The organism is Rossellomorea arthrocnemi, assembly GCF_904424705.1.
Classification (GTDB): domain Bacteria; phylum Bacillota; class Bacilli; order Bacillales; family Bacillaceae_B; genus Rossellomorea; species Rossellomorea arthrocnemi.
In genome coordinates, this window is the sequence record NZ_CAJGBF010000006.1 from 89376 (window position 1) to 112926 (window position 23551).

A 23551-nucleotide genomic window follows, 5' to 3' on the forward strand; every position below is an offset into this window, starting at 1 on the left:
CTCCTTAGTCCTTAAGGAAACGGATGCGGTTTTTGATTGAGCTGCTCAAAGGTCAATGGCCCGTCGGCATATCCAAGTTCCGCGGGCACGTTAAGAACTCTTTCCAGGCCTTTCAGTCGGGTAAGATGGTGCCCGAATGTCATGGGAAGCATGCCGGGAATCAAGACTTTTACGCAGTATAATCCGTTCTTTTTCAGTTCTGGAGCGGTTTGGTCAACGACAATAACATCTAGGTTCCGGCTATGAAATCTTGCTAGAATATCTTTCAGGTCATCCGTCAGATCCGTGTGATCAGACTTCCAATTGAACTCCTCCTGGAACCTTCGCATAGGTCTGCTTTCATCCTGCAAAAATTTGAAACGTTCTTCTGCCTCGGGAAGTCCATAGAGCATGCCATGATCATCCATCTGCTTGACGAGGGAATCATCATCAAGCATTTTTTCATATGCCGTCTTGTTCTTCTCCAATTTGTCATCCAGGTTCAGCATCATCCCGGCGAGCTCCTGGATGGCGCTTTTTGCTGCTCTTACCGGGTCAAGGTGGGCACCTGCCGCAAGGATCAGATTCAGTCCTTTATCCTTCCGGTTTTTGGCCATTGCAAAGACGCTTGGGATTCCGTGCTCCATGGTCGAGTTATATAAGTATAGATCATACCCTGCAACTGCCTGCATCCGTTCAATCATTAACTCAAGCTCCTCGTCCTCTGCTGTTAGAGGGTCAAGACGTGACAGGTTGAGTTCTGCATACCAGGTCAATAGGAATGAATCCCGTTCGACTACCTCCATGATTCCGTAGAAAATCGCTTCCTCCCTGCTGCCGCCAAGGGCACAGCCATTGGACGTTTCATAAACAAAACCGGATGAGCCGCAGCCCAGACTATAATAGGCAAGAAGCTCAGGGACGAGAATCGGCCGCTCTTCCATGAGTGAATACCCCCACACCCAGTCAATCGCCCGGTCAGGGTCGAACTTTTCAAATGGGAAACCCGGCATGGTGTACTGATCATCAGTGTGTACGCCGACCTTTAGGGGATCAAGAGCATGTTCCTTTACGTTTCGGTAGCTGTCATGGGTGACGGTCCGTTTCCCCCGGGGCTCTAAACCGCAATGACGCTCCAACCCTTCAAGAATGGCTGTCAGCTCGCTGTCTGAGTATACTTGTGTCCTTCCCGCCGTCCCTTCATCCCCTTCGAACATCGGCATATTGACACTCGCATCTGCAAATGGTGTCACCAGGTCATACATTTTACTGTTAAAGAGTCCCGTCCGGTTATCCAGATAGTCATTTTTCAACACTTCTTTCATCTCATCCAGGGGGGTGCAGCGGAAACTGCCGGCATGGACCTTCGGGCTGGGCTTGAGGGAAACACGGGCTAATTCGGGCGAATCGTCAGGAATCTGGCTGCACATTGGGCATAACGAGTCGGGAACGAAGGAGTGCCAGGAGCTGTTCAACGTTTTCAAGTCCGTCAAACATACCCGTCCTTGGGAATGTGGCTTTGCGCCTTCAAGGACCCTGACTGCTTCTGCTGTGATGATGTGAGCCAAATGCAGGACTCCGGTTCCCGACGCCCACGGGTCTTTCGTCATTCCACCGATTTCCGAGAGGTGTCTTTGCACCTCCCGCATTTCAGTTCGCTCCTTTCCTCCAAGGAGGCGTCTCACATCGGCACATTGTGAGCATCCTGGTGAATTGGGCTGAACCAGTGGTCCGATGATTCCTTCTCCAAATGAAACGAAGCCTCTCAGCCATGGAACCTGAGTCCCCCTCATCACTTCTTCTGCCATTTGGTGAACAGCCGGATTCCATGTATCATCCAATGTCAGGACCAACTCGGTATTGGCTGGGAATCTTTCAACATGTTTTTGCCTGAATACGGGATACCGGGCTGAAATTTGCGCACATACACGGTCCGCAAGCATTCCCTCCCCCACAATGACTACGAAAGAACTCATTGTCCTTCCTCCTCTCGCAGCAGCACTCCAAATACGCCTTCCAGCTCCTGTTTAAAAACGGGTTCAATATCCAGTTCATACACCACCACCTGCTTCTGGTTCCCCTTTAAGGTGTCGATTGCTTCTTTCAGATTTTCAGGCTGGAGCCTGTCTTCATTGGCCGGAATGATTATACTTTGCACATTCTGTTCCTCTAAAGTAACGCCAACAGGGTTTGCATCGAACGCATCCTTATCGTTTTGAGCGTGAAAAAGTGCCTGCTGCAGAGAGTTCCTCAGCGCCATGGTGATCGTGAAACCGGTATTTCCATACCAGCCATTCTTTCCATGAACATAGATGACAGGAAATCCAGACAAATCTTCCCCTAACCCGATTTCCGGTTCTTCCTGCATGGTGGATAAAGCCTTTATATAAAACCGGCATGTTTCATCCTCGATCCCCTCCAATTCAAGGCGGGTAACCGTGCTTCTTTGAACCGTTTCTCTTTTTCTCAACTGATCCGTCAAACACTTTTGCAGACCGCGACCAACGCATTCTGCAAACGTCGCTCCAGCCCCCGGGGCCATATAGTCACCTGACTGATGAGGAACGACCAAGCGTCCCAATCTTGAAGCGTATATCTCTATTCCGGTTAACCCCGCTTCCCGTCGCGCTTCTTCATGGGTCAAGCCGCTGCAGATCACTTCATCCAGGCGTTCTGCCGGCCCGTCAGACAGCCCGTCGACCGGCTGTATACGGCATTGGGCTAATGGAAGCTGCTTCGTATTCCCTTCCTCCCATACATGAAATATCCCCGTTTCTTTAGACGACAGCCGACTGAAGAAATACAGCATTTTTTCAGGGTCAGACCTTTTTGACCCCTTTTCAAGGCGGGTTTCCACAGTCTGAACAGCTTCAGCTGCTAAACGTCCGGTTTCAAGGGGATGGGGTAAGAAGGAATGCCAGCTTCCTTCAAGCGTTTCTGTATCCAACAGAAAAATCCTATTTCGCTGTTCGGGTTTTGTCACGCCTGTTATCTCTTTCAATAATTCAAAGACGATCATGTTCGCAAGCATCGCTCCAGGGATTGGCGATTCAACAGGAAACGGATCTTCTTTTAATAAGGCTGTCGTGTGGATGCGCCTCCATGCAGAAGCCCAGTCCGCCTCAGAATCCGGATGGATGATGGGTCCTGCGATCCCTTTCTCCCTGAGACAAATCGCGGGAATGAACAGCTTCTTATCTGCCTTGCAAATAGATTGAAGAACGTCCAATTCCCCAAGGTTTTCTTGTTGAGTCACATACAATACCGAATCGAATGCCTCAAGTGTCTCCCGCCATCCGCCTTTACGGAATGACACTTCCTGGAGCTCTAACTCGGGATCCGTTTTACGGGCATGGTCCACAAGCTCCATCAGTCGACTTCTATTGGGGGGCATCTCATCGGTCATGAGCACCTGTACCTTGGCCATTCCGGATTCAATCAAAGATGAAACCAATGAAGACAGAAGAGGACCGGACCCCACTGCCAGGACATTGGCCCGGCGGAAGGTTTCAAATCTTGACGCTCCCGAATCTGCCAAACTATCGATGTATTCGATTTGTGATGCGAATTTTTTCACTGCATGTTCAGGCAGCTGATGTGGCAGGTCCCTGCTTACGTCCCGAACAAATCCATTTTCATGCAACACTTCTGCTATTTCCATGACCCTGTTTTTATAAGGCTCGGGCAGTCCGTTCGTCAAATACATAAGGGAGTACTCCCCATTGAACATCGGCAGCAGCTTCTCAACCCACTGATCAATTCCGTTTCCTTCCATACGGAAAGAGCATAGGTTATTCCTGAAATACACACCCCTGTCTGGTTCAGGGAGGTAAAACGTATCCCTCTTCACTTTTAAACACATAGAAGGGTCCAATTTGTCCATAGCGCTCCTCCTGATTTGTGACTATCATTACCATCGTATGAAACTTACTTTGTCCCTTATGTATAGGTAAGGAATAAAATAAGATCCCTGCACTCTCATACAGGGATCCATTTGAAAACGATATCCTAAACGTTCGTTAACGACCGCAGCGTCCGCACCTGCCGCCACCGCCACACCTTCCACATCCGCCGCATCTGCCGCACCCTCCGCAACGGAAGCATCCACCGCAGCCGAAACAGCTATAGAAGCAAGAGAACCCAAAACCAAAACATCCTCCAAATCCAAGGAAAAGTCGTTCGTCATTCGGATCATACATGTTTTGATCCCAAGAAACAGGCTGTGTTGCCTGGAAATCACCTACATTCAAATTTTGAAGTTCATGGTGAAAATTATTCATCATCTTCATTACCTCCCAAAAAAAGTACCCTATGGCTCTATGGACAAATAAATGGAGCTTTCTTATGAAGAAATTCTGTCATTTAGGCAAATACACTATAAATGTGAATCATCCCCAACAATTTATGTTATCTTGCTGGGTATTGTTACTGATACAGAAGCCTATTTTCCAAAGACATGAGGTAAAGAAGACCATAAAAAAATACTCCTGTCGATGGACTGGAGTTGATTGCTCATGGATCGGAAGTGGTCAGGGGACATTCGGAGTATAGAGTCCTTCAAACGATATGCACGATACGGTCAACGAAAAGAGCCGGCATCCGCCAGCTCTTCTTCAGTCTTATTGGTGATTTCTGCACACTTCTCGTAAATCCTTCATCACTTCTTCTTTCTCTTCCCATGAATAAATGGATGCGCCAGCTGCGAGGGGATGCCCGCCGCCGTTGTATTTTTTCGCGATGGTGTTAATGACCGGGCCTTTTGAACGGAGGCGGACCCTGATCTGATCATGTTCTTCGATAAAGAATACCCACGCTTTCATGCCTTTGACGTTCCCTAATGTACTGACAAGAAGGGACGCTTCTGACGGTACGACAGCGTGCTCCTCGAGGATGTCCTTCGTCATCACCATCATGCCGCAGCCATCCTGGTCCATCTCGAAATTCTGAAGAACATATCCGTTAAGCTTCGTGACATTGGAATCGACTTCATACATTTTATTGAATAATTCATTCCGGTCAAAATCATAGCGGATCAGCTCTCCCGCAATATCAAAGGTCTTCTGGGTCGTACTTGGATACAGAAACCTCCCTGTATCGCCGACAATCCCCGCAAAAAGAAGTCTCGCTCCTGCATCAGGCAGGGTCAATCCTTTATCTTTCCCGAACTGGTAAAACTCATAGATCATTTCACTGACGGAGCTCGCCGTTGTATCGATCCAGAGGTGATCCCCATAGGCATCCTCGTTTGGGTGATGATCGATTTTCACAAGCTTATCCCCGAGTTTATAGCGGCGGTCACAGATCCGTTCTTCGTTGGCCGTATCACAAACGATGATCAAGGCTCCTTCAAAGACAGAATCCTCGATGACATCAAGACGTTTTAAGTAATGAAGGGTTTCCTCTTCTTGCCCGACGGCGTAGATGTTCTTTTCCGGAAAGGAGGCTGTCAGCATTTCCACGAGTCCACCCTGGGATCCGTATGCATCCGGATCGGGACGGACATGTCTATGTACAATGATGGTTTCATATTGTTTGATGAGGTTCAGGATTTGTTCTTTCATGGGAATCTCCTTTGTAGTGGAATTTTTATTTGGCATTCTGCCCGGTTATCTGTAAAATAGTAGCGAGAGATGTCAACGATGGAGGACAAAACTATGTATTTTCTCGCACTACTGATTGTCGTCACGTTCACGTTCTATGTCTTTTACAAAATAAGACAAGTGAGAACACGACGACCGATGGAAAAGAAATGGTTATCGGCTAAAGCCAGCATTGCCCTTGGGCTGTTCGTTGCCCTGTTTGGGATCAATCAGCTGTTTTTATTCCCTGGTACGCTGACGTATGTCATCGGCGCGCTTTTCATCCTGCTTGGACTGGGAAGCTGCTGGGCTGGATATAAAATGTACAAGCATGTACTCCCCTTTGCGCAGAGAGAAGCGAAGGAACTGGATAACCAATAATCAGCAAGAACCGCGGACTGGATGCTCATCCGGTCTTTTTTTTGATTTTGGTTTATTTTTTAATTGTATACAATGTTGTTTTGGATTAAAAAAGCCTTAATAATAGTCTGAAGAGGGTGCAAGCCCATCCCAAAAAGTGGGATTTGCACCCTCCATTTTGTTTATGAGCAGGTTCTCGGTACTTATGAGCCGGATTTGGAATTTATGAGCCGGAATTTAAGAATATGAGCCACTTTCCCCGTTATATGAGCCGTTTGTCGATATTTGACGAATACCCAAGTACAACTCCAACGCTTAATGACGATCAATCAACTGACAAATCATTAACGATTTCCCCATGAGCACGCCTTCACTATATACTTCTACATCCACTTTACCAAATTTTCTCCCAACGTCGAGTACTTTTGGATGGATTTCGAGCATGCTCTCCATCTGGACCGGTTTGATGAAGTAGATGGTCATGTTTTCGATGACAAGGTCGCCTTTTTTGTATGGCTTTAGTGCACGATTGGCCGCATCTGTCATCAAGGTCGTGAATACGCCATACGAGATTGTTCCGATTCCCGTGGTCATCTGTGGTGTCACGGCGAACTGATAGACTTCTTTGTCACCCTTCTTCTCACCGACTACTTCCACTCCGTTTGAAATGAGGTCATCAATCGTTTCCCCGACCTGGGGCTGTCGTTGAATCATTTGCAGAGCTTTGAGAACGTCCTGACGGCTGATGATCCCCTGCAGCTTGTTTTGTTCATTGACGACGGGAAGTAATTCAATCCCTTCCCAGATCATTATATGGGCAGCAGATGCCACGCTTGTATTCGGCCCGACGGTGATCGGCTGCTTCGTCATGATCTTATCGATGCCCGCATACTTTTCCTGGCCCATGACGTCTTTCGATGTGACCATGCCGTGCACTTTCAGATTGTGGTCTACGACAGGGAAACGGCTGTGGAACGTGTATTGATTCTTTTCGTACCATTCTTCCAATGTATCATCGACGTGCAGATAAATCGTATCATCCACTTTGGTTAAAATGTCTTCCACTAACACGATTTCTTTCTTGATAAGCTGATCGTAAATGGCCCGGTTGATCATGGTCGCCACGGTAAAGGTGTCATAGGAAGTGGAGATAATCGGGAGTTCAAGTTCATCCGCCAGTTTCTTGACGTCTTCATCTGCATCAAAGCCCCCGGTGATCAGGACAGCCGCCCCTGCCCGTAATGCGTGCTCCTGGGCCTGGGTCCGGTTTCCAATGATCAACAGGTTCCCGGCTTCCGTGTATCTCATCATGGCTTCAAGCTTCATGGCTCCAATGACAAATTTGTTGAGCATCTTATGCAGGCCGGTCCGGCCACCGAGTACTTGTCCATCGATGATATTGACCACTTCTGCGTAGGTGAGCTTCTCGATGTTTTCTTTCTTCTTTTGTTCGATGCGGATCGTTCCGACGCGTTCGATGGTACTGACGTAGCCTTTTGTTTCGGCATCTTTGATCGCCCGGTATGCCGTTCCTTCGCTGACGGTCAGTGCTTTTGCGATTTGGCGGACTGAGATTTTTTCACCGACAGGCAAGGTATCTATGTACTCTAGTATTTGTTCATGTTTTGTAGCCAAGCTTTTCACCCTTCTTTGTAACGTCCTACTTTATATGTTTATTATAATGTGAAAAGCTTGGTGTTTCAATTTAATCGGGGCTTTCGGTGGTGAAAGCCCCAATGGGTGAGTTCCTATTACTCGTTTTGAGAAGAGAGTGCTAGTTGATTTTCGCTGCAGGGGCTCGCTTTCCGCGGGGCTGGCGGTGAGCCTCCTCAGGCTTCGCCTTCCGGGGTCTCACCTGTCCATCTATCCCGCAGGAGTCGAGCCCCTTCCGCTTCAATCAACTTATGGGGTTTGTAGCTTCTCCCTATAAAAAGCACAACTCTCTTCATAAAACTCATCCAAACGACCGTGATTTGACTTTGCGCACCGGCTTGGATTTGAATTTCTTTCCTTTCCCTTTACCCGTTCCTTTTGGTGTGTAGAGCACGGCTGCCAGGTTGCCGGCTAGGACGCAGGTGGCGAGGATGAGCCAGGTGATGGCGAAGGTTCCTTGTAGGCCTTCTGCGAATATGGACATGCGGGGGGCTCCGTAGTAGATGAGGGCCCCGGTGATGAGTAAGCAGAGAATGTATCGTTGTTTCAAGTATGGTTCCTCCTTTCTAGGCTTGTATCATGTATATGCGAGTGTGGGGAGGAAGTTGTGTAAACGTGAGAAAAAGGGTGATGCATGTGTATCAAAGTAGTTCAGTTTTTATGGAGGAACATTTTAATTGGCATGTGAATGAGCATACTTTTTAGCATATTACATGAAATGATTGTTTTTGTTGATGTCTCAAGGATTTTTAACATTATGTGGTAAAATAAACTTAATGATTATCAGAATCCTGTTCTTCAATTAACGAGCAGGCAAACGGAATATTAGGAATCTTACATACTATGGTTTCTGTATACTTTCAAGTCGATTAATATTGGTCCCTAAAACAGGGAGAAATGATTAGAGGTTTTTAAATATATTTTTGGAGGCGAGATTTGCTTTGGAATCTTTAATTATGTTTTTATTTGTCTTTATACTATGTATTTGTATTGGTTCAATCTTGAACATTCTTTTGAAAATGACAAATAAAGTAGATTGGCTGATAACTCTATTCATCAGTTTATGTATAGCGATTGTAGCTCAATTTTGGAATGTTATGTAGAAAAAAGAGCGCTCAATAAATAGGCAGATAATGGAATAGGAAACTATTAATTAGTTTAAGGGGAGTTTGCTGAACCACCAGCCGTCCTTTGTTCAAGTATAGTGCTGGTTAATGGTATTAGCCGAGACTTAATATCATTAACATTCTTGTAAAATTGAGGAAGAATTTAATGTAGTAACAGGGGTACTACAATGAGTACAAGAAAAGGAATAGTGATTTTGTTCATAATGAGTTTTATATTTTTTGTATTAGGTTTTGTTGGACCAAGGGGAAATCCGGATTTCGCTTGGTCCTTTCTGGAAGGCGGGGATTTTATGTGGATTTTTTTACTTTTTATTGTTATAGGTGTTGGGACAATTGTTGGTTTTTTAAAAGAACAATCTAAGCAGAATAAAAGAATTATTGAACTACTTGAAGAGATAAAACAAAAGAAGTAGCCTAATACAATTCTTTGGGAGACTGTTGAACAAACAGCCATTCTTTCTTCAAGAAAAGGTCAGTTTAATGGAAGATGCTTAAGTTAATATATATTGGTTATGTAACATTGTTTTTAAATTATGAGTTGAAAAATTCGAACTTAAGGAGGAGTGTCCATTGAGCAACACAGATATAGATTCTAAAGAAGTTCTGACTGTGCGTGGCACATTAACGTTTAAAGAATATAAAAAGTTCTCATCTTTTCATAGTAGAAGATGGGTTATATGGTTTACGCTTTCTACATTTATACTGTTCTTTGCTTTAAGTATTTACTTTCTTTATAATCCTGGAGACATTTTTTCTTTTGGAGAAATGGCAGCCATTTTATTTGTGAGTTCTACGGTTTCAGTTTTTATTTCAGGAATATTTTTTCTTTACGCCAAAGCAGTTATTAGAATAAAAGCTACAAGAGAATATAAGAGTGACCAATTGATAAAGAAAGAATTCATTTATACATTTAGTGAAGAAGGGATAAATCAAAATAGAGATAGATCGATAAATTATATTGAATGGAATGAAATTGTTTTTGTTCGAGAATACCCTCCTATGTTTCTTATATATGTGTCAAAAAATAAATCCATCGTAATACCGATAAGGTTTTTTGAATCAATTGAAGAATTAAAGCTATTTAAACAAATTATTAGCGAGAATGTTCCATCAAAAAATAATAACATTACCTAGAGATTTCTTCCATTAAAGGGGGCGTTTATTTAAAAGGGGTTAATGCTTTTTTGTTGAATTTATGGGATTAACGTACAGCGTTACTTTTTTAGAGAGAGGTTGATGGTATGGAATACTGGGAATTAGCTGAAAATCCTTCGGAAAGAGTTTATAGGAGACTAATAAAGGTTCTATGTGATAACTCAGATAAGTTCTATTTTGTGACAAGAAAAGAACTGAAATACAATCAAGAAGTAATTGCAAAGTTTAAACCGTACATTATAGAAAGTTATGAAACAAAGAAGTGGGCAAATACAATAACAAAAGGTCCAGCAGCGACGGTTTATGTAATTGAACCAAACAAAAAAACGTGTAAACTATTACAAGAATTTGCGAATAATTTATATGATTGGGTAGCTCCAAATTTACCTGAAGACTTAACATTTATAAAAAATAATTTTGCCTGGTTTTCCAGTACGACACACGAAGAATTTGGAAGTTTTTCAATTCGTTCAGATTATTACAGGGATCTAGTAAGAGGGATTCGCGGTTTAAAAGTACAAAAATAGAATAACTCTTAATTATGCTAACGGGAGCTTATCCGGAATAAGGATGAGCTCCCCTTTATGGTTAAAATTTTTCTTGAGTAAGCTGCTCGTTTGAAATAATTGGTATTAAGTTAGAGGGAGTTTAATTGCATAAGGGATTGAGTGTATTGGAATATTTTGTGATAATAAGGGGATGTACATAAGAAAAACACAGAGGTGGTAATAATGAGTATATTTTTTGCGTATATTGGATGGTTTTTTATGCCGATCCTTTGTATAGTTTTTTGTTTAAATTTAGTCTCCATAATAAAAAAGATTTTTAATGAAGAACCTACAGTCAGGAATACCTTCTTGCTAACCCTATCATTTACCCTGATAATGTGGAGCATTGCGATAATTTCATCTATAGGTGATGCTTGAAAAATGCTCATTTTCGAACCATAAGAAATAGATGGTTATTATATGGGAGGGAGAGCAAGTGGAGTTAGTTGGTATTTTTGGAATCATAATATTATTCCTTATTCTTCTATCAATTGAGGGTTCATTAAGAAAGCTAAATAAAACCAATTCTGAAATCCTTGAAGAATTACGAAACAAAGATAAATAATGTGTCATTCAAAACAAAAGTTATTCTATAATAGGGGGCTTTAATTGAATAAGAACAATAACAAAAAGCTTGGGATATCCCAAGCTTTTTGTTGAGTTATTTGTATTGTTAACTCACTTCTTATTTAGGTAACGAAAACGTATGCTATTTGGGCTGCATTTTAGTTTTCTCCACATTAATTAAACTTCTTAATGTGGACCTCCCTCACTTATTAATATTCAATCACATCTCCAGCCTTCATAACCTGCCCCTCAGAATCCTCGAGCATGTCGATGAATTTCTGCGGATCCTGTTTGATCGGCGGGAATGTATCATAGTGTATCGGCACGACTTTCTTCGCTTTTAGGAAGCTTGCTCCTGTTGCCGCATCTTCAGGTCCCATTGTGAAATTATCTCCGATTGGAAGGAAGGCAAGGTCGATTGGATGACGTTCTCCAATCAGTTTCATGTCTGAGAATAATCCCGTGTCCCCTGCATGGAAGATGGTTTTTCCTTCAATCATGAGAAGAACGCCTGCTGGCATACCCATGTAGATGATTTCATTGCCGTCTGTGATGAGCCCCGATCCGTGGAAGGCTTGAGTCAGCTTCACTTTACCGAAGTCGAATTCATAGGCTCCACCTACGTGCATCGGATGGGTTTTCACTAGTTGCCAGCTTAGGTAAGTTGCCAGTTCGTGATTGGCGATGACGAGTGAATCGTTTTTCTTCGCGAGTTCGACTGTGTCACCTACATGGTCGTTGTGACCGTGGGTAAGAATGATGACATCCGGTTTTTCATCTTCCAATTTAAGATCCGTCAGTTCGTTTCCGGTGATGAATGGATCGATAAGGATCGTTTTACCGTTTGTTTCGATTTTGACTACTGAATGTCCGTGAAATGAAATCTTCATTATGCATCTCCTCCAAATAAACTTATCTATTTTTCTTACTCTCGTATGCTATTTTATGTTATACCCGAATTTCATAAAATTAAGCGAGTGCTGGCTGATTTCCGCTGCAGGTGCTCGCTTTCCGCGGGGCGTGAGTTGAGCCTCCTCAGCTTCGCTTCCGGGGTCTCAACTTTCCCGCTTTTCCCGTGGATTCGAGCACCTTCCGCTTCACTCAGCTGACTAGCGTAACACAGTGCACTTCAGTAACTCTAATTAATTTACACAAAAAAAGCCGACTGAACATTCCCATGCAGTCGGCTTCGTGGTGTTATTGTTGCTCTAATTGTGTTCTAGTATCTGAGTAGTCTACAGTATGTGCTTCGGCAACTGCCTGGTACGTCACATATCCGTTTAATGTGTTGATACCTTTAAGTAGCGCTTCGTTGTCCAGGCACGCTTTTTTGTAGCCCTTGTTTGCGATTTGAACCGCGTATGGTACGGTTACGTTTGTTAATGCGATGGTAGACGTACGTGGTACGGCACCAGGCATATTGGCAACGGCATAGTGCACAACGCCGTGCTTGACGTAAGTTGGATCGTCATGTGTTGTGATGCGGTCTGTCGTTTCGAAGATTCCGCCTTGGTCGATGGCGATATCGACAACAACTGAACCAGGTGTCATGGCTTTGATCATATCTTCTGTTACCAATTTAGGTGCTTTCGCTCCTGGAATCAGTACAGCACCGATGACAAGGTCTGCTTCTCTTACAGCTTGTTCGATATTTAACGGGTTGGACATAAGCGTTGTTACGTCGCTACCGAAGATATCATCAAGCTGACGAAGGCGATCCGGGTTAAGGTCAAGGATCGTGACATTGGCACCAAGTCCGACAGCCATTTTCGCTGCGTTCGTACCGGCAACTCCTCCACCGATGATCGTTACTTTACTGCGGCGAACACCAGGGACACCTGAAAGGAGTACACCTTTCCCACCGTGGATCTTCTCTAAGAACTGGGCACCGATTTGAGTCGCCATACGTCCAGCCACTTCACTCATCGGAGTCAGTAATGGAAGGGCACGATTCAGTTCAACCGTTTCGTACGCGATTCCGATCACTTTATTATCAATTAACGCTTTCGTTAATTCCGGTTCTGGAGCAAGATGTAAATATGTAAATAAGATAAGCCCCTCGCGGAAATAAGAGTACTCACTTGGAAGCGGCTCTTTTACCTTCATGACCATATCCATGGACCATGCTTCCGCTGCAGAATCGACGATGTGTCCACCTGCTGCTTTGTAATCTTCGTCTGTGAATCCTGAGCCCAATCCAGCTCCTGATTCAATGTAAACCTCATGTCCATAAAGAACCAGATTCACAACACCAGCCGGGGTCATCGCAACCCGATTTTCGTTATTTTTAATTTCCATTGGTACACCAATACGCATACTAAGCCTACCTCCTAAATGCACTATTGCTCCTTGGAGCATTTACTTCCTAAATATAACACTATTCATATATAATAGCGAAGGGCAATTACTCACCCTGTAAGCACTTACATTCTAACAAATAAATAAGGAAATATCTCTACTTTTCTTTAAAAAATAAAATGATTATTTCTTCGCTTTTTTGCAAAAATTCTTTAAAATAGAAACGGTGCATCTTAGTATACCCAAAGGAGACTTTTTTATGAAACAACCCATGATCGAACGGCTCGGACTCGAAAAGGTCCCACCACAATTAAAATCAACCACATGGATCGAATACTTCATCATACAGCTCGCCTTCTCCGTGAACGCAGGAAACTTCCTCATCCCGGCACTGGCCGTTTTAGAAGGCGGACTATCCTTCCAGGCAGCGTTCCTTGCCACCGTACTCGGAGCAAGCGTCGCCTTCCTATTCGTATCATTCTTGTCACTACCGGGCTCCCGCTACGGCCTGCCCGCACAATACGTCCTGAGATCCATCATCGGAACCCGGCTGTCAATGCTCATCGCATCCCCCATCCGGTCCCTGACGTCCCTCTACTGGTTCAGCGTCCAAACCATCGGAGGAACCTTCGTCATCATCTCCATGGTGGAAAAAGTAACACCGTACACCATACCATTCATACCCGTCGCCATCGGACTCGCCATCATCATGACCCTTCTGGCCCTCATCGGCTTCGAAGCCGTCAAAAAAGCGACCAAACTATTCATCCCGATCCTCGTGATCGGCCAGGGAATCATCCTCTACCTGTTCCTAACAAAAGGAGCCGATTCCCTCACAACGCTGAACCAAGGCCAGGAACCCTTCTCCAGCGGAACGTTCCTATTCTACTCAAGCCTCGTCTTCGTCCAATACATCTCAGGCGTCAGCGCATCCTCCGACATCACCCGCTACAGCAAAAGCGACCGTCACGGATTCTGGGGCCTGTATGGTGGAAACGTCGTCGGATTCATGATGACGGCGCTCCTTGGAGGATTGAGTGCCAGCTTGTTCCAGGATCTGAATCCATTCGTGGCAGCGGGTCAGCTCACTGACTCCAGCCTGCTTCTATTGGTGATCACGGCTTGTGCGATGGTATCGATGATTTCGATTAATCTTAGTAATGCGTATACAGGGGGATACAGTTTGTTGAATGCACTGCCGTCCCTATCGAGAATTCAAAGTGCCCTGCTGTTCAGTGTCGCCGGGATTATTTTAAGTTCGTTTCCCCAGCTGGTTTATAATGCGCAGGAGTATATTTCGTATTTGGGGATCCTGGTTATTCCGATATCGGCGATTGTGGTGGCTGATTATTTGGTTATTCGGAGAGGGAGGATTTCTGAGAGTGCGCTGGTGAGGCTGGCGAGTGGGGAGTCGAATGTTAATCGTGAGGCGTTGATTGTGTTAGGGGTTGGGATGGTGTTTTATTTGGTGATTCCGGATTCGTTTTCGCCGGGGTTTAGTTGTTTTATAATGACTTCTATTATATATGTTTTAAGTAAAATGCGGAGGAGGATGGAAGAGCAAGAGGCTATTCAGAAGCTTGGTTAACGTAAAAGAGTGAACCTGTAAGCAAAGTTCACTCTTTACTTATTATATTCTCCTTCCTAATTAACCTAGTATCACTTAAAGATATAATGCAAATTTGATTCCGCACTAGAGTTGATGCAGCAACACAAAAATCACTGTGAATTTTCTGGTTTTCAGCCTTGTACTCTTGTGGTTTCAAAATAACTTTGAATCAAATCTAAGCAATGTTCATCTCCTAAAGTGGATTCAAATTCCATTAAATCACGTTTTTTAATTCCAACTCTCTCGTCGTCCAAGTAAAATGAAAAATAAAAAATAACTTGAATGATACTGTTGATAACCACCTCTATATGAGATAAGTGTACATGAATCATATCTTCATCTAATAATATGTAATCAGAAAGATACTTGTGTGGTGTAAAATTATCCTTTGTATTGACGTGGACAATACTAGAAAAATCAGAGTATAAAGTGTATAAATTCATGTATACACTTTTCACTGGGGTACACTCATAATAATCAAGTACAAATCTTGTAAGTCTTCCCACTTTATGTGTATCCTGCATACTCTTTAATTCACGCAAAGATTCTGTTACAGAGAATATCCTATTTTTCTTATTCTCTTTATATTCTATATATCTACTAATTGCTAACGAAAACCTAAAGAATGACTCTATAGCAGATCGCAATATTTGTTTGGAAGCATTAATATAATTTATATTTGTTAGATCGTAGCTAATAATTAGATTATTCTTACATTCATTAAAGAAATTTTCTATATTACTACGGCTATCTACTTCAGTGATAGAGTTTGTTAAGGTTGTATATAGATATATTTTCTTATAGATTATCAGGAGCCTATCTTTCAACTCGGTATTAGTAAAAAATACTCTTTCATTCAAGAGTTTCTCATAAAGTTCATAATCTAACTGCCAATTTGGTTTGATATCTTCAAACATTGTCTTCAACTCACTTAAGATTCAATTATTGAACGCCAACCCTCTATTACTTCTTTATTACCACTCTTCAGCTTCTTTTCTTCATCGCTTCGTATGCTTTTTTTATTTTGTGGATTGACATCTCTTTTATATTTTATTGACAAGAAGTTTTGTATATTCCTTTCTAGTTGCATAAAATGAGCTTTGTTTTCCTTTTTATAGGACCTAAGGTCTTTAATAATTCGAGCATATAGTGTTGGTCTGGAATCAAATAAATAGTCCTTATAACTTTCAAGTAATACCTCAGTTGTAAACTCTTTTAAATCCTTATTTTTTTCAAAATGCAGCTTTTCCAGTATAATCTCACTTAATACAGCAACACTTAAAAAAAGTAAACTTTCTATTATTTCCTCATTTAATTCTTCACTATTTATTTCCAAAAAATCCTTAATATAATTCATATTGACACCTCTCTTTAATGTCAAAGTGCTTTTCTGATAAATTCATCACATAAGTGAATAATTTCTTCTCTAGAATATTCCATATCATACATTAACGTGGATAATCTTCCCGTTCTAACTCTTTCATATTCTGATAGTTTACTTTCAAAGTGCGGTTCGTCCTCAAAAGATTCTTGAATTGCTATTCTGCCGTGTCTCTCTTCCTTACATAAGGTGAAAACTATTCCAATGTTATTTAAATTATGCCCCCTCAACGCATAGTCTTTACCCATTATTTTATGTAATAATGAATATCCTAATGACGAGAAAACGTCTGGTGCAATTGGAACTAAGTAATAGTTTGATGCTAACAGAGCAGCTTGTGAATATATTGAGTATGTCGCAGGGGTATCTATTAAAATATAATCCAAATCATAATTCTCAAGAACATTTTCCTCAATAAAACTTGCAAGGATTTTTTCTGCCCCACGTCGACTTGATTCATAATCAATAAGTTCTAAATCACCTGGAATTAAATATAGTTGTTTTTCATGAACAGACTTATGCAATTTAATAACTAAGTCTTCATGTGTATAAGATTGAGCTTCCATAGCTACTCCGCTTCCCCGATTTTCCATAACAACACTTGCTATAGTTTTTCTTTCTTTTCTTAATTTTTCATATTCGCTTATGGTTTTAAATTTTGTAAAAAGAGCTTGGGTTGCATTAAATTGTGGATCCATATCAATTACTAAAACATTTTTATTAAAATGCCTTACTAATGTATCAGCAATATTAATAGTAGTAGTAGTCTTACCGACTCCACCTTTCATATTAATAAATGAAATAATCTTTGTGTTCTCCATTAATATTATAGCCTCCATTAACTAGTAAAGTTATATTTATTATTTTATAACAAATAGAAAATATTGTAACCGTTTATTTACTACAGAAAAATGTTAGAATTTTGAGTTTTTAATATTATATCAAGCTCCTCTTCATTAACTTGCTTCAGTATTTTTCTACTTCCAGAAAATATACTTCTACCTTAAATCTTCTGTAATTAGAACATTCTTAGAATGCAATTCTCCATGATAATCATTACAATAATGAACAACTTTAATCCATTCAAGTAAATTTGAACCTTTTGTCCCAGCCTCCTTTTAATAAAACTGCATGAAATTCATTATAATTTTTTCGATAACTACCTATTCTAAAAAAATTACCTTTATGATAAAATTTTTATATAAAAATTCCCAAATAAGACAAACTATTCCCTATTGTTCTTATACATGTTTTTAATTATTTAGGAGGGTTAATATGAGCACAGAAATTAATAATAACAACAGAAAATATTCATCCAAGCAATATACATATGGACATCTAAAAGGTAAATTTAAATTACCTAGTTTTCAAAGAAGGTTGGTATGGAGTATTAAGCAGAAAAAGGAATTTATTGAAACTTTAAGTTCAGGTTTTCCTTTTGGTTCAATTCTGGTTTACCAATATTCTGGAGCTAATGAGATTACATTAATAGATGGACTGCAGCGTGTTTCAACTATTCAAGATTATGAAAAATCACCTGAACAATATATTGAACTTAACCTAGAGGCACAAAAGTTAATAGATACACTTTGGATACCTGAAGAAGATAAGGGCAATGAAAATATAATAAAAGCGTTATCTCGAACAATTGAAGAACTATTTAAAACTTTATTGCGAGCTAATAGTCCTGATCCCCTCTACCTCTTAGATAAAATTAACTCGAGTGATGATTTAGCTAGATATACAGATAGTTCAATAGATAGAAAAATAATACAAATACAACATGAGATATTACAGAAAAAACATAATTTCTTAGATGTTGACAACATCGAGATTCCTACGATTGAATTTTTAGGAGACGAAGATGAACTTGCAAAAGTCTTTGAAAACCTTAATAAAGGTGGAATAAAGCTTACCAAATATCAGGTTTTCGCTGCACAATGGTATAACGATATTATTAATTTAAATGATAAGACAAATAATCAAAAGCTCTTAGAAGCTATAATAGATAGATATGTTAAACTTAATGAAAATAGAGATATTAAAATTGAAAATTTCTCACCAGAAGAAATGCGAGAACAAAATACTATTAATTTATCGGAACTATGTTACGGGATAGGAAAACTTATACTTGAGGTTTCCCCAACTTTTTATTCGAGTAAGAAACTTGAACAACTAGATGATCTTGCAGATGAAATAGGATACTCAACAATTGGAGTAGTATTTGGTGTTGACAATAAAAAATTACACACTCTAAAAAAGCAGATTGATGAAGTATTAAATGCAGATCTTTTAGAAGTTTTAATTAATAAAATATTAAAGATATATATAAATATCAATTCTCACTTTGAAAAATATTTAAAACAATTTAAACAAGAAAAATCATACGAAAATAAAAAGATCAGTAACTTCAAATTTTTATCTTATTTTGCTGACCTATGGTCCAATAATTTCACAATTACTAAAGATGGAGAGGTAAGGGATAATTCTGCTGGGCAAGACAGAACATATTCTAAGTCTTTAAATAACTTAATATATTATTATTTAAAGGATGCAGCATTAAATAACTGGGGTAATGCGGGAGATTCCAGACTCAATAGTTACTACCTAGATAAAAGCAGGACCTATTCAATAAAACCATCAAAAGAAAATTTTGAAGAGACGCTAAAATTCTGGTGGAAAGATAGACTATTGAATCACAGCATAATGTTTGATGATATATCGAAGCTTATTCTAACTGTGTATTATAATTTAATTGAAGATAATGGATTAGTAGAAGGAAGAAACAATGATTACGAACATATAGTTGTTCGCGCGAAGTTAAAAGATCGATATAAGGAGCTAATTATACCAGGAGGCGCTTTAGGGAATATGATGTTCTTGGATAGTAGCATAAATAGAGGTAAGAAAGATCTCCACTTATATAAATTATTGAACTCTGGTGAGGATATTAAGGAAGATTTTAGAAAAATAGCTTTGTACCCTACAGAACAAGAAATAAATTCAATAGAATCTAGCCTTGAACATAATACAGCAGAAGCAACTATCGCATTTATTACCCAAAGAGGTAATGCAATAATTGAAAAATTAGTAGAAAAAATGTACTGAACTAAATTTTAATGATAAAATTAAACACAAAAAATTTAATATCGGGATCAGACTCCTGGCTCATTAAAGCTTCACCGTGCCGAGTGTCTGACCCCATTAATCCCCAAAATTAGAGTTTATTCACTAATAAGCTTTTCCAAACCAGTAGAACACAGATGCCTTCATCTGTGTCCATTTAATTGACGGACTGTTATATTTATATCCTTTTATCCTTAACTAACCTCCAATAATGATATCCTAAAGCAGTTAGTTTACATGATTTTGAATTCATAGCTGCAAAATACATATGATCCTCATTAACCGGTACAATTAACCCTACTCCTTCGAGTTTTTGTAGAATCTTAAATTTATTTACATTATCTTGATTTGCAAACGGTTCTATAACTTTATGTTCGACATCGACAGTGTTTGTATCTTCGTATGATGGATCCAAGTTAAATTCATGCTGTGGAGCAGGAAAAAATTCAACAAGCTTTCTTAATATATTTGTTGGAACTTGTGATTCAATTGTCCTTAATGCTGTAAACCGGGTAATGTTTGTTTTGAAAACCGGCCTTTGATCCCATGGTCCTAAAGCTTGGTCAATGTATGCATAAACACTACCAGGAGTTATATGTCCCCTTAAATCAGCGGCTCCCCCCCGTAAAGCATCTAGTAATAAATTCGTAAATACGCCATGGCCATTAAATTCAAGTGAAGGTTCAAAATCCCTACTAGCTGTTAATATAGAAACACCTTCAACAATTTGTGTAGTTATTCCACCAGTAACTTTAGGAGAACCCAATGCACCGGAATGACAACAATCAAGAATAATAATACGATTTCTTGCATTTGAACTATTCGCAATTGTAAGAATTTCATCCATAGAGACTCCTAGATCATGTTCTTGATAGTCTGGTGTACAAATATAACCACCAACATCGTCTACGTAGCCATGTCCAGAAAAGTAGAATAATGATGTATCACTATCACCACTAAATAAATCTACAATTAACCCTTTCAGCTCAGATTTAGTTGAAACATTTGTGACTAGCTTAATGTCGAAATTTGGTGAACCATCACCATTACTTTCTATAATACTAGCTAATGCAGAAGCATCATTTTCACATCCAGAAAGGGGGGAAGCTGGATATTTGTTAATCCCTACAACTAATGCCTTCCTCATTTCAGATCCCCCTGTTCAATTTAAAGTATTTATCCAGTTAGCTATGTTATCCCATGTCCACTTAACTACTCTAATACCAGTTAGTTCTGATGGAATAGTAGCTGGACGATTTTCTTGACTACCCCAAATGCCTCTACATGGAATACCTTCTTCCTTCGCACATTTAATTTCCCAAAGCTGCCCATCAGCATTTTTAGTATTCTTAGTAACTATGATAATTACTCCATCACAACCTTTAATTCTCGTACGACAATTAGTTTTCCAAGAAGAATCCCACGGTTTTTTAACTGACATATCCACAAATTCGAATGGAGAATTATGATTTTTAGCTTGTCCTACCAAAAAATCTCTTAATGTTTTATCCTCCATAGCAAAACTAATAAAAATTCTTTTTTTGGCCATGAATCTCTCACTCTCTTTCTTTATTGAAATATTTTTGATATTTCTTGTTGAATAATAGTATGTTTTGTATAAATATATCAAAAATAACAATAAAATTCCATATTTGCTATTTTTAAGCTGGATTTTCTGAACTGAATATTTTATGTAATCATTAAAATATTTACTTAATTTAACAAATACATTATACTAAATTGACGAAAAACTTTTTGTAATGGGGGACCTGATGCAATTTTCTGAGCTTACTATTAGATTACTCTTAATTTTTTTTCCAGGTATTATCTCTGCAATTATTATTGATAATTTAACAATACATAGAGGAAGAGAGCTAAAAGTGTTTTTATTAAATGCTTTTATTCTAGGGCTTGCTTCTTATTTTATATTATTTATCTTAATATCAATAAATAACTGGATTGTTAAATTAAAAGGATTAGATCCTTCTTGGAAAGTAAAATTTCTTAATTCACTTATAGATAAAAAATCAAATATTGATATTAAAGAAGTTTTGATTGCCACAATGATATCATTTTTACTAGGGCTTTTAATTTCCGCAGCGATAAACTATAAGATTCTTCACCGAATTGCAAAAAAAATAAAAATCACCAAGAAGTTTGGCCAGTTAGATGTCTGGTCTTATACTTTTGATTCTCCTGACATAGGGTGGATAATAGTAAGAGATCTTGACCAAGATCTTATGTATCAGGGATGGATTGAGGCATTCTCAGATACACATGAGATTAATGAGCTTTTATTAAGGGACGTAAATGTATATAGAAACTCTACTGCTGAAGAGCTATATTTTATGCAAGGACTTTATATTACAAGAGACTTAAATAATATTATCATTGAATTCCCTCACATTGAGAATGAATAGGAGGTACATTAAATGGCTGATAATAAAAAATTAAACGAAGGTTATATTAAAAAAGGGGGGTTAAATCCCAAACCATCTTCCCCTCGACCACCAGCTCCTCCAGCACAAAAACCTCCATCTACAAATAATTAATAAAAAATCGGGTCTGACCCTGGCTCATTAACGCTTCACCATACCAAGAGCCTGACCCCATAATTTTAGTGTTTTCTCCCTTTAAAAAACGGGTCTGACCCCAATATGCGAAATACTAGCTTTCTAAATAAGCTTAGGTTTGTATATCAAAAAAATCATTTTCCTTACATTACTTCCCCAAGCTTATACCGCATACTAAATGGAACATATGGCGGGGAAAAACGGGGTCAGACCCCCAGCTCATTAACACTTCACCGTACCAGGGTCTGACCCTAATATCATCGCCTTTGATTAGAGAAGCAGTCATTAATGTCCGGTTGCTAGGACTAGCATAAATAGAATGAAATTCCACATCTTTTAACCTGTTCCCTAGTGATAACGCATTTTCCATTCCGTTCTCAGTTAAATCAGAGTCTTTCCATCCCTGTAACTTCCTTTGGGTATTCAACACAGTTTCACCGTGTCTTGTAACAAAAAGTCTAAGCAACCTATTCAGCTTCTTAAACAATCGAGTATAAGTAACATTTCACCATTAAAACTAGGATAGTCGTTTCAAACTCACCCAACATAAAATGAGGACTAAGGTAAAAAGGGAGACGAAGGAACAGTAAGGTCTCCAAAAACCACTAAAAAGGACAAGGCGGCCGCCTTGTCCCTTTTTAACACTATTCGCAGTGAACCTAACACGCCATATATGTGCCAGTTCCCCCGCATTTCTTATTTAAGCACGCAATAATGCTCCATTTGGTTCTTTTAACTCCTGCTCTACTATTTGATTCATCTTAGAGAAGTGGTCCAGAAATTGTTGTGCCAGTTCTTGTTCCTCGGTGTCACTTTTCAATGAAACGATGTCGCGCAAAATCTGAGCCATCCACGAATTATCAAAATAACGGTACTTGCCTGTATTCCAAGTCGTTTTTTGAGGGGATTTTTCATTGGCATAGTACTTCCAGAAAGGCATCTGCTTCGATTCCTCGTCTGTAAGTTGGAGTCTGTAATGGGAATGGGCAGGAATATTTCCATCTTCACAAAGTTTACCGATGAAATGATCCTTTACCATATAGACACCTAATATCCGTCTGTCTTTTTCAGGCATGCCGGGATCAAGCGCTGTCAGCAGGACCGCACTGTTTTGGTGTAAGCGACTGGGTTTGTTTGGCTTGCCCTTATTAGTACCACTTTTAATTTCACCAGAGGAAACCGTCCAATCTGAAAAGGAGCTACTCTGTTCTTCTGTATCACACCTGTAAACCATCTGCGATTCGGGATGAAGTTTATGATTTTTCATAAGTTTTTCATGACCCACTCGAAGCTCCTGGTTTTTTCTTTGCCTTGCCTTTTCCTCTTCCTTCTGCATTTCTTTCTCTTTGAGTTCTATTTCCTGCTCATGTAAAATTTTTTCAAGTGAATTGGCAGCACTTTTATCATGTAGTTTCAAGTGCTGTCCAAATACATCCGGGTAAACAAATTTTTTATTTTCCGAGGCGAAATGTATTTCAACTACCGTATCATTATGATGAACGATACTTCCCATACCAAACCGCTCATGTGTAACTTTCTTATTGATTAAATTCAATATATTAGTCCTCCTTGTATAATAACTCGGGTACTATTGCC

Annotated in this window: 22 protein-coding genes; 7 read left to right on the plus strand and 15 right to left on the minus strand. The window is 39.9% G+C overall.

Going from position 1 to position 23551, the window contains the following annotated elements:
* Nucleotides 1-11: 11 nt before the first annotated feature.
* The 4 genes from BAA9072_RS10695 to BAA9072_RS10710 all read right to left on the minus strand — a co-directional run bounded on the left by BAA9072_RS10695 (nucleotide 12) and on the right by BAA9072_RS10710 (nucleotide 5540).
* Nucleotides 12-1955 carry a TOMM precursor leader peptide-binding protein gene (locus BAA9072_RS10695; RefSeq protein ID WP_201714665.1) on the minus strand — a complete coding sequence of 648 codons (1944 nt, stop codon included), beginning with the start codon at nucleotides 1953-1955 and terminating at the stop codon, nucleotides 12-14.
* On the minus strand, nucleotides 1952-3862 hold the full coding sequence (locus tag BAA9072_RS10700; protein ID WP_201714666.1) for a putative thiazole-containing bacteriocin maturation protein: 1911 nt from the start codon (nucleotides 3860-3862) through the stop codon (nucleotides 1952-1954). The genes BAA9072_RS10695 and BAA9072_RS10700 overlap by 4 nt, the downstream gene beginning before the upstream one ends.
* 136 nt (nucleotides 3863-3998) lie before the next feature.
* Nucleotides 3999-4268 (minus strand): heterocycloanthracin/sonorensin family bacteriocin, encoded by a 270-nt coding sequence (locus BAA9072_RS10705; protein ID WP_408015226.1) that lies wholly within the window; start codon nucleotides 4266-4268, stop codon nucleotides 3999-4001.
* Nucleotides 4269-4598: 330 nt separating this feature from the next.
* Nucleotides 4599-5540 (minus strand): DHH family phosphoesterase, encoded by a 942-nt coding sequence (locus tag BAA9072_RS10710; protein WP_201714667.1) that lies wholly within the window; start codon nucleotides 5538-5540, stop codon nucleotides 4599-4601.
* Nucleotides 5541-5633: 93 nt separating this feature from the next.
* Between BAA9072_RS10710 and BAA9072_RS10715 the strand changes: the two genes are divergently transcribed.
* Entirely contained in the window at nucleotides 5634-5939 is a 306-nt protein-coding gene (locus tag BAA9072_RS10715) for a YtpI family protein (RefSeq protein WP_201714668.1), read from the plus strand.
* A gap of 294 nt (nucleotides 5940-6233) precedes the next feature.
* Here BAA9072_RS10715 and BAA9072_RS10720 read toward each other — a convergent pair whose 3' ends face one another.
* Together BAA9072_RS10720 and BAA9072_RS10725 are read right to left on the minus strand one after the other, a co-directional pair.
* On the minus strand, nucleotides 6234-7553 hold the full coding sequence (locus BAA9072_RS10720; protein WP_201714669.1) for a DRTGG domain-containing protein: 1320 nt from the start codon (nucleotides 7551-7553) through the stop codon (nucleotides 6234-6236).
* A 319-nt stretch (nucleotides 7554-7872) separates the two neighbouring features.
* Nucleotides 7873-8121, minus strand: a complete 249-nt coding sequence (locus BAA9072_RS10725) for a hypothetical protein (protein WP_201714670.1) — start codon at nucleotides 8119-8121, stop codon at nucleotides 7873-7875.
* 744 nt (nucleotides 8122-8865) lie between these two features.
* On the opposite strand from BAA9072_RS10725, the gene BAA9072_RS10730 reads away from it, so the two are divergent.
* The 3 genes from BAA9072_RS10730 to BAA9072_RS10740 all read left to right on the plus strand — a co-directional run bounded on the left by BAA9072_RS10730 (nucleotide 8866) and on the right by BAA9072_RS10740 (nucleotide 10380).
* On the plus strand, nucleotides 8866-9111 hold the full coding sequence (locus tag BAA9072_RS10730) for a hypothetical protein (protein WP_201714671.1): 246 nt from the start codon (nucleotides 8866-8868) through the stop codon (nucleotides 9109-9111).
* A gap of 157 nt (nucleotides 9112-9268) precedes the next feature.
* Nucleotides 9269-9832 (plus strand): YcxB family protein, encoded by a 564-nt coding sequence (locus BAA9072_RS10735; protein WP_201714672.1) that lies wholly within the window; start codon nucleotides 9269-9271, stop codon nucleotides 9830-9832.
* 107 nt (nucleotides 9833-9939) lie between these two features.
* A complete protein-coding gene (locus tag BAA9072_RS10740) occupies nucleotides 9940-10380 on the plus strand; it encodes a hypothetical protein (protein ID WP_201714673.1) in 441 nt (146 codons plus the stop codon).
* 797 nt (nucleotides 10381-11177) lie between these two features.
* On the opposite strand, the gene BAA9072_RS10745 is transcribed toward BAA9072_RS10740, so the two are convergent.
* Both BAA9072_RS10745 and ald read right to left on the minus strand, forming a co-directional pair.
* Complete coding sequence (locus BAA9072_RS10745) at nucleotides 11178-11858, minus strand: metal-dependent hydrolase (protein WP_201714674.1); 681 nt, start codon at nucleotides 11856-11858, stop codon at nucleotides 11178-11180.
* 307 nt (nucleotides 11859-12165) lie between these two features.
* Complete coding sequence (gene ald / locus BAA9072_RS10750; protein WP_201714675.1) at nucleotides 12166-13284, minus strand: alanine dehydrogenase; 1119 nt, start codon at nucleotides 13282-13284, stop codon at nucleotides 12166-12168.
* A gap of 241 nt (nucleotides 13285-13525) precedes the next feature.
* Between ald and BAA9072_RS10755 the strand changes: the two genes are divergently transcribed.
* Nucleotides 13526-14854: a purine-cytosine permease family protein gene (locus BAA9072_RS10755; RefSeq protein WP_201714676.1), complete on the plus strand. Its 1329-nt coding sequence runs from the start codon at nucleotides 13526-13528 to the stop codon at nucleotides 14852-14854.
* Between the two features lie 152 nt (nucleotides 14855-15006).
* On the opposite strand, the gene BAA9072_RS10760 is transcribed toward BAA9072_RS10755, so the two are convergent.
* Genes BAA9072_RS10760 through BAA9072_RS10770 form a run of 3 tightly spaced genes read right to left on the minus strand, consistent with a single transcriptional unit; the run spans nucleotide 15007 to nucleotide 17077 of the window.
* Nucleotides 15007-15792, minus strand: a complete 786-nt coding sequence (locus BAA9072_RS10760; protein WP_201714677.1) for a hypothetical protein — start codon at nucleotides 15790-15792, stop codon at nucleotides 15007-15009.
* A 14-nt stretch (nucleotides 15793-15806) separates the two neighbouring features.
* A complete protein-coding gene (locus BAA9072_RS10765; RefSeq protein ID WP_201714678.1) occupies nucleotides 15807-16232 on the minus strand; it encodes a hypothetical protein in 426 nt (141 codons plus the stop codon).
* Nucleotides 16233-16252: 20 nt separating this feature from the next.
* The gene (locus tag BAA9072_RS10770) at nucleotides 16253-17077 is read right to left on the minus strand and encodes a ParA family protein (protein ID WP_201714679.1); all 825 of its coding nucleotides are present in this window, start codon (nucleotides 17075-17077) and stop codon (nucleotides 16253-16255) included.
* A gap of 454 nt (nucleotides 17078-17531) precedes the next feature.
* On the opposite strand from BAA9072_RS10770, the gene BAA9072_RS10775 reads away from it, so the two are divergent.
* Nucleotides 17532-19364, plus strand: a complete 1833-nt coding sequence (locus BAA9072_RS10775; protein WP_201714680.1) for a DUF262 domain-containing protein — start codon at nucleotides 17532-17534, stop codon at nucleotides 19362-19364.
* A gap of 196 nt (nucleotides 19365-19560) precedes the next feature.
* Here the strand turns inward: BAA9072_RS10775 and BAA9072_RS10780 are convergent, their stop codons facing one another.
* Both BAA9072_RS10780 and BAA9072_RS10785 read right to left on the minus strand, forming a co-directional pair.
* Nucleotides 19561-20529: a caspase family protein gene (locus tag BAA9072_RS10780; RefSeq protein WP_201714681.1), complete on the minus strand. Its 969-nt coding sequence runs from the start codon at nucleotides 20527-20529 to the stop codon at nucleotides 19561-19563.
* Nucleotides 20530-20544: 15 nt separating this feature from the next.
* Complete coding sequence (locus BAA9072_RS10785) at nucleotides 20545-20931, minus strand: TIR domain-containing protein (RefSeq protein ID WP_201714682.1); 387 nt, start codon at nucleotides 20929-20931, stop codon at nucleotides 20545-20547.
* A gap of 223 nt (nucleotides 20932-21154) precedes the next feature.
* Here BAA9072_RS10785 and BAA9072_RS10790 point away from each other — a divergent pair, with 223 nt between their 5' ends.
* Complete coding sequence (locus BAA9072_RS10790) at nucleotides 21155-21802, plus strand: DUF6338 family protein (RefSeq protein WP_201714683.1); 648 nt, start codon at nucleotides 21155-21157, stop codon at nucleotides 21800-21802.
* A 301-nt stretch (nucleotides 21803-22103) separates the two neighbouring features.
* Here BAA9072_RS10790 and BAA9072_RS10795 read toward each other — a convergent pair whose 3' ends face one another.
* Nucleotides 22104-22442, minus strand: a complete 339-nt coding sequence (locus BAA9072_RS10795; protein WP_330999281.1) for a histidine phosphatase family protein — start codon at nucleotides 22440-22442, stop codon at nucleotides 22104-22106.
* Nucleotides 22443-22655: 213 nt separating this feature from the next.
* Entirely contained in the window at nucleotides 22656-23510 is an 855-nt protein-coding gene (locus BAA9072_RS10800) for a malate synthase (protein WP_201714685.1), read from the minus strand.
* Nucleotides 23511-23551: the final 41 nt, after the last annotated feature.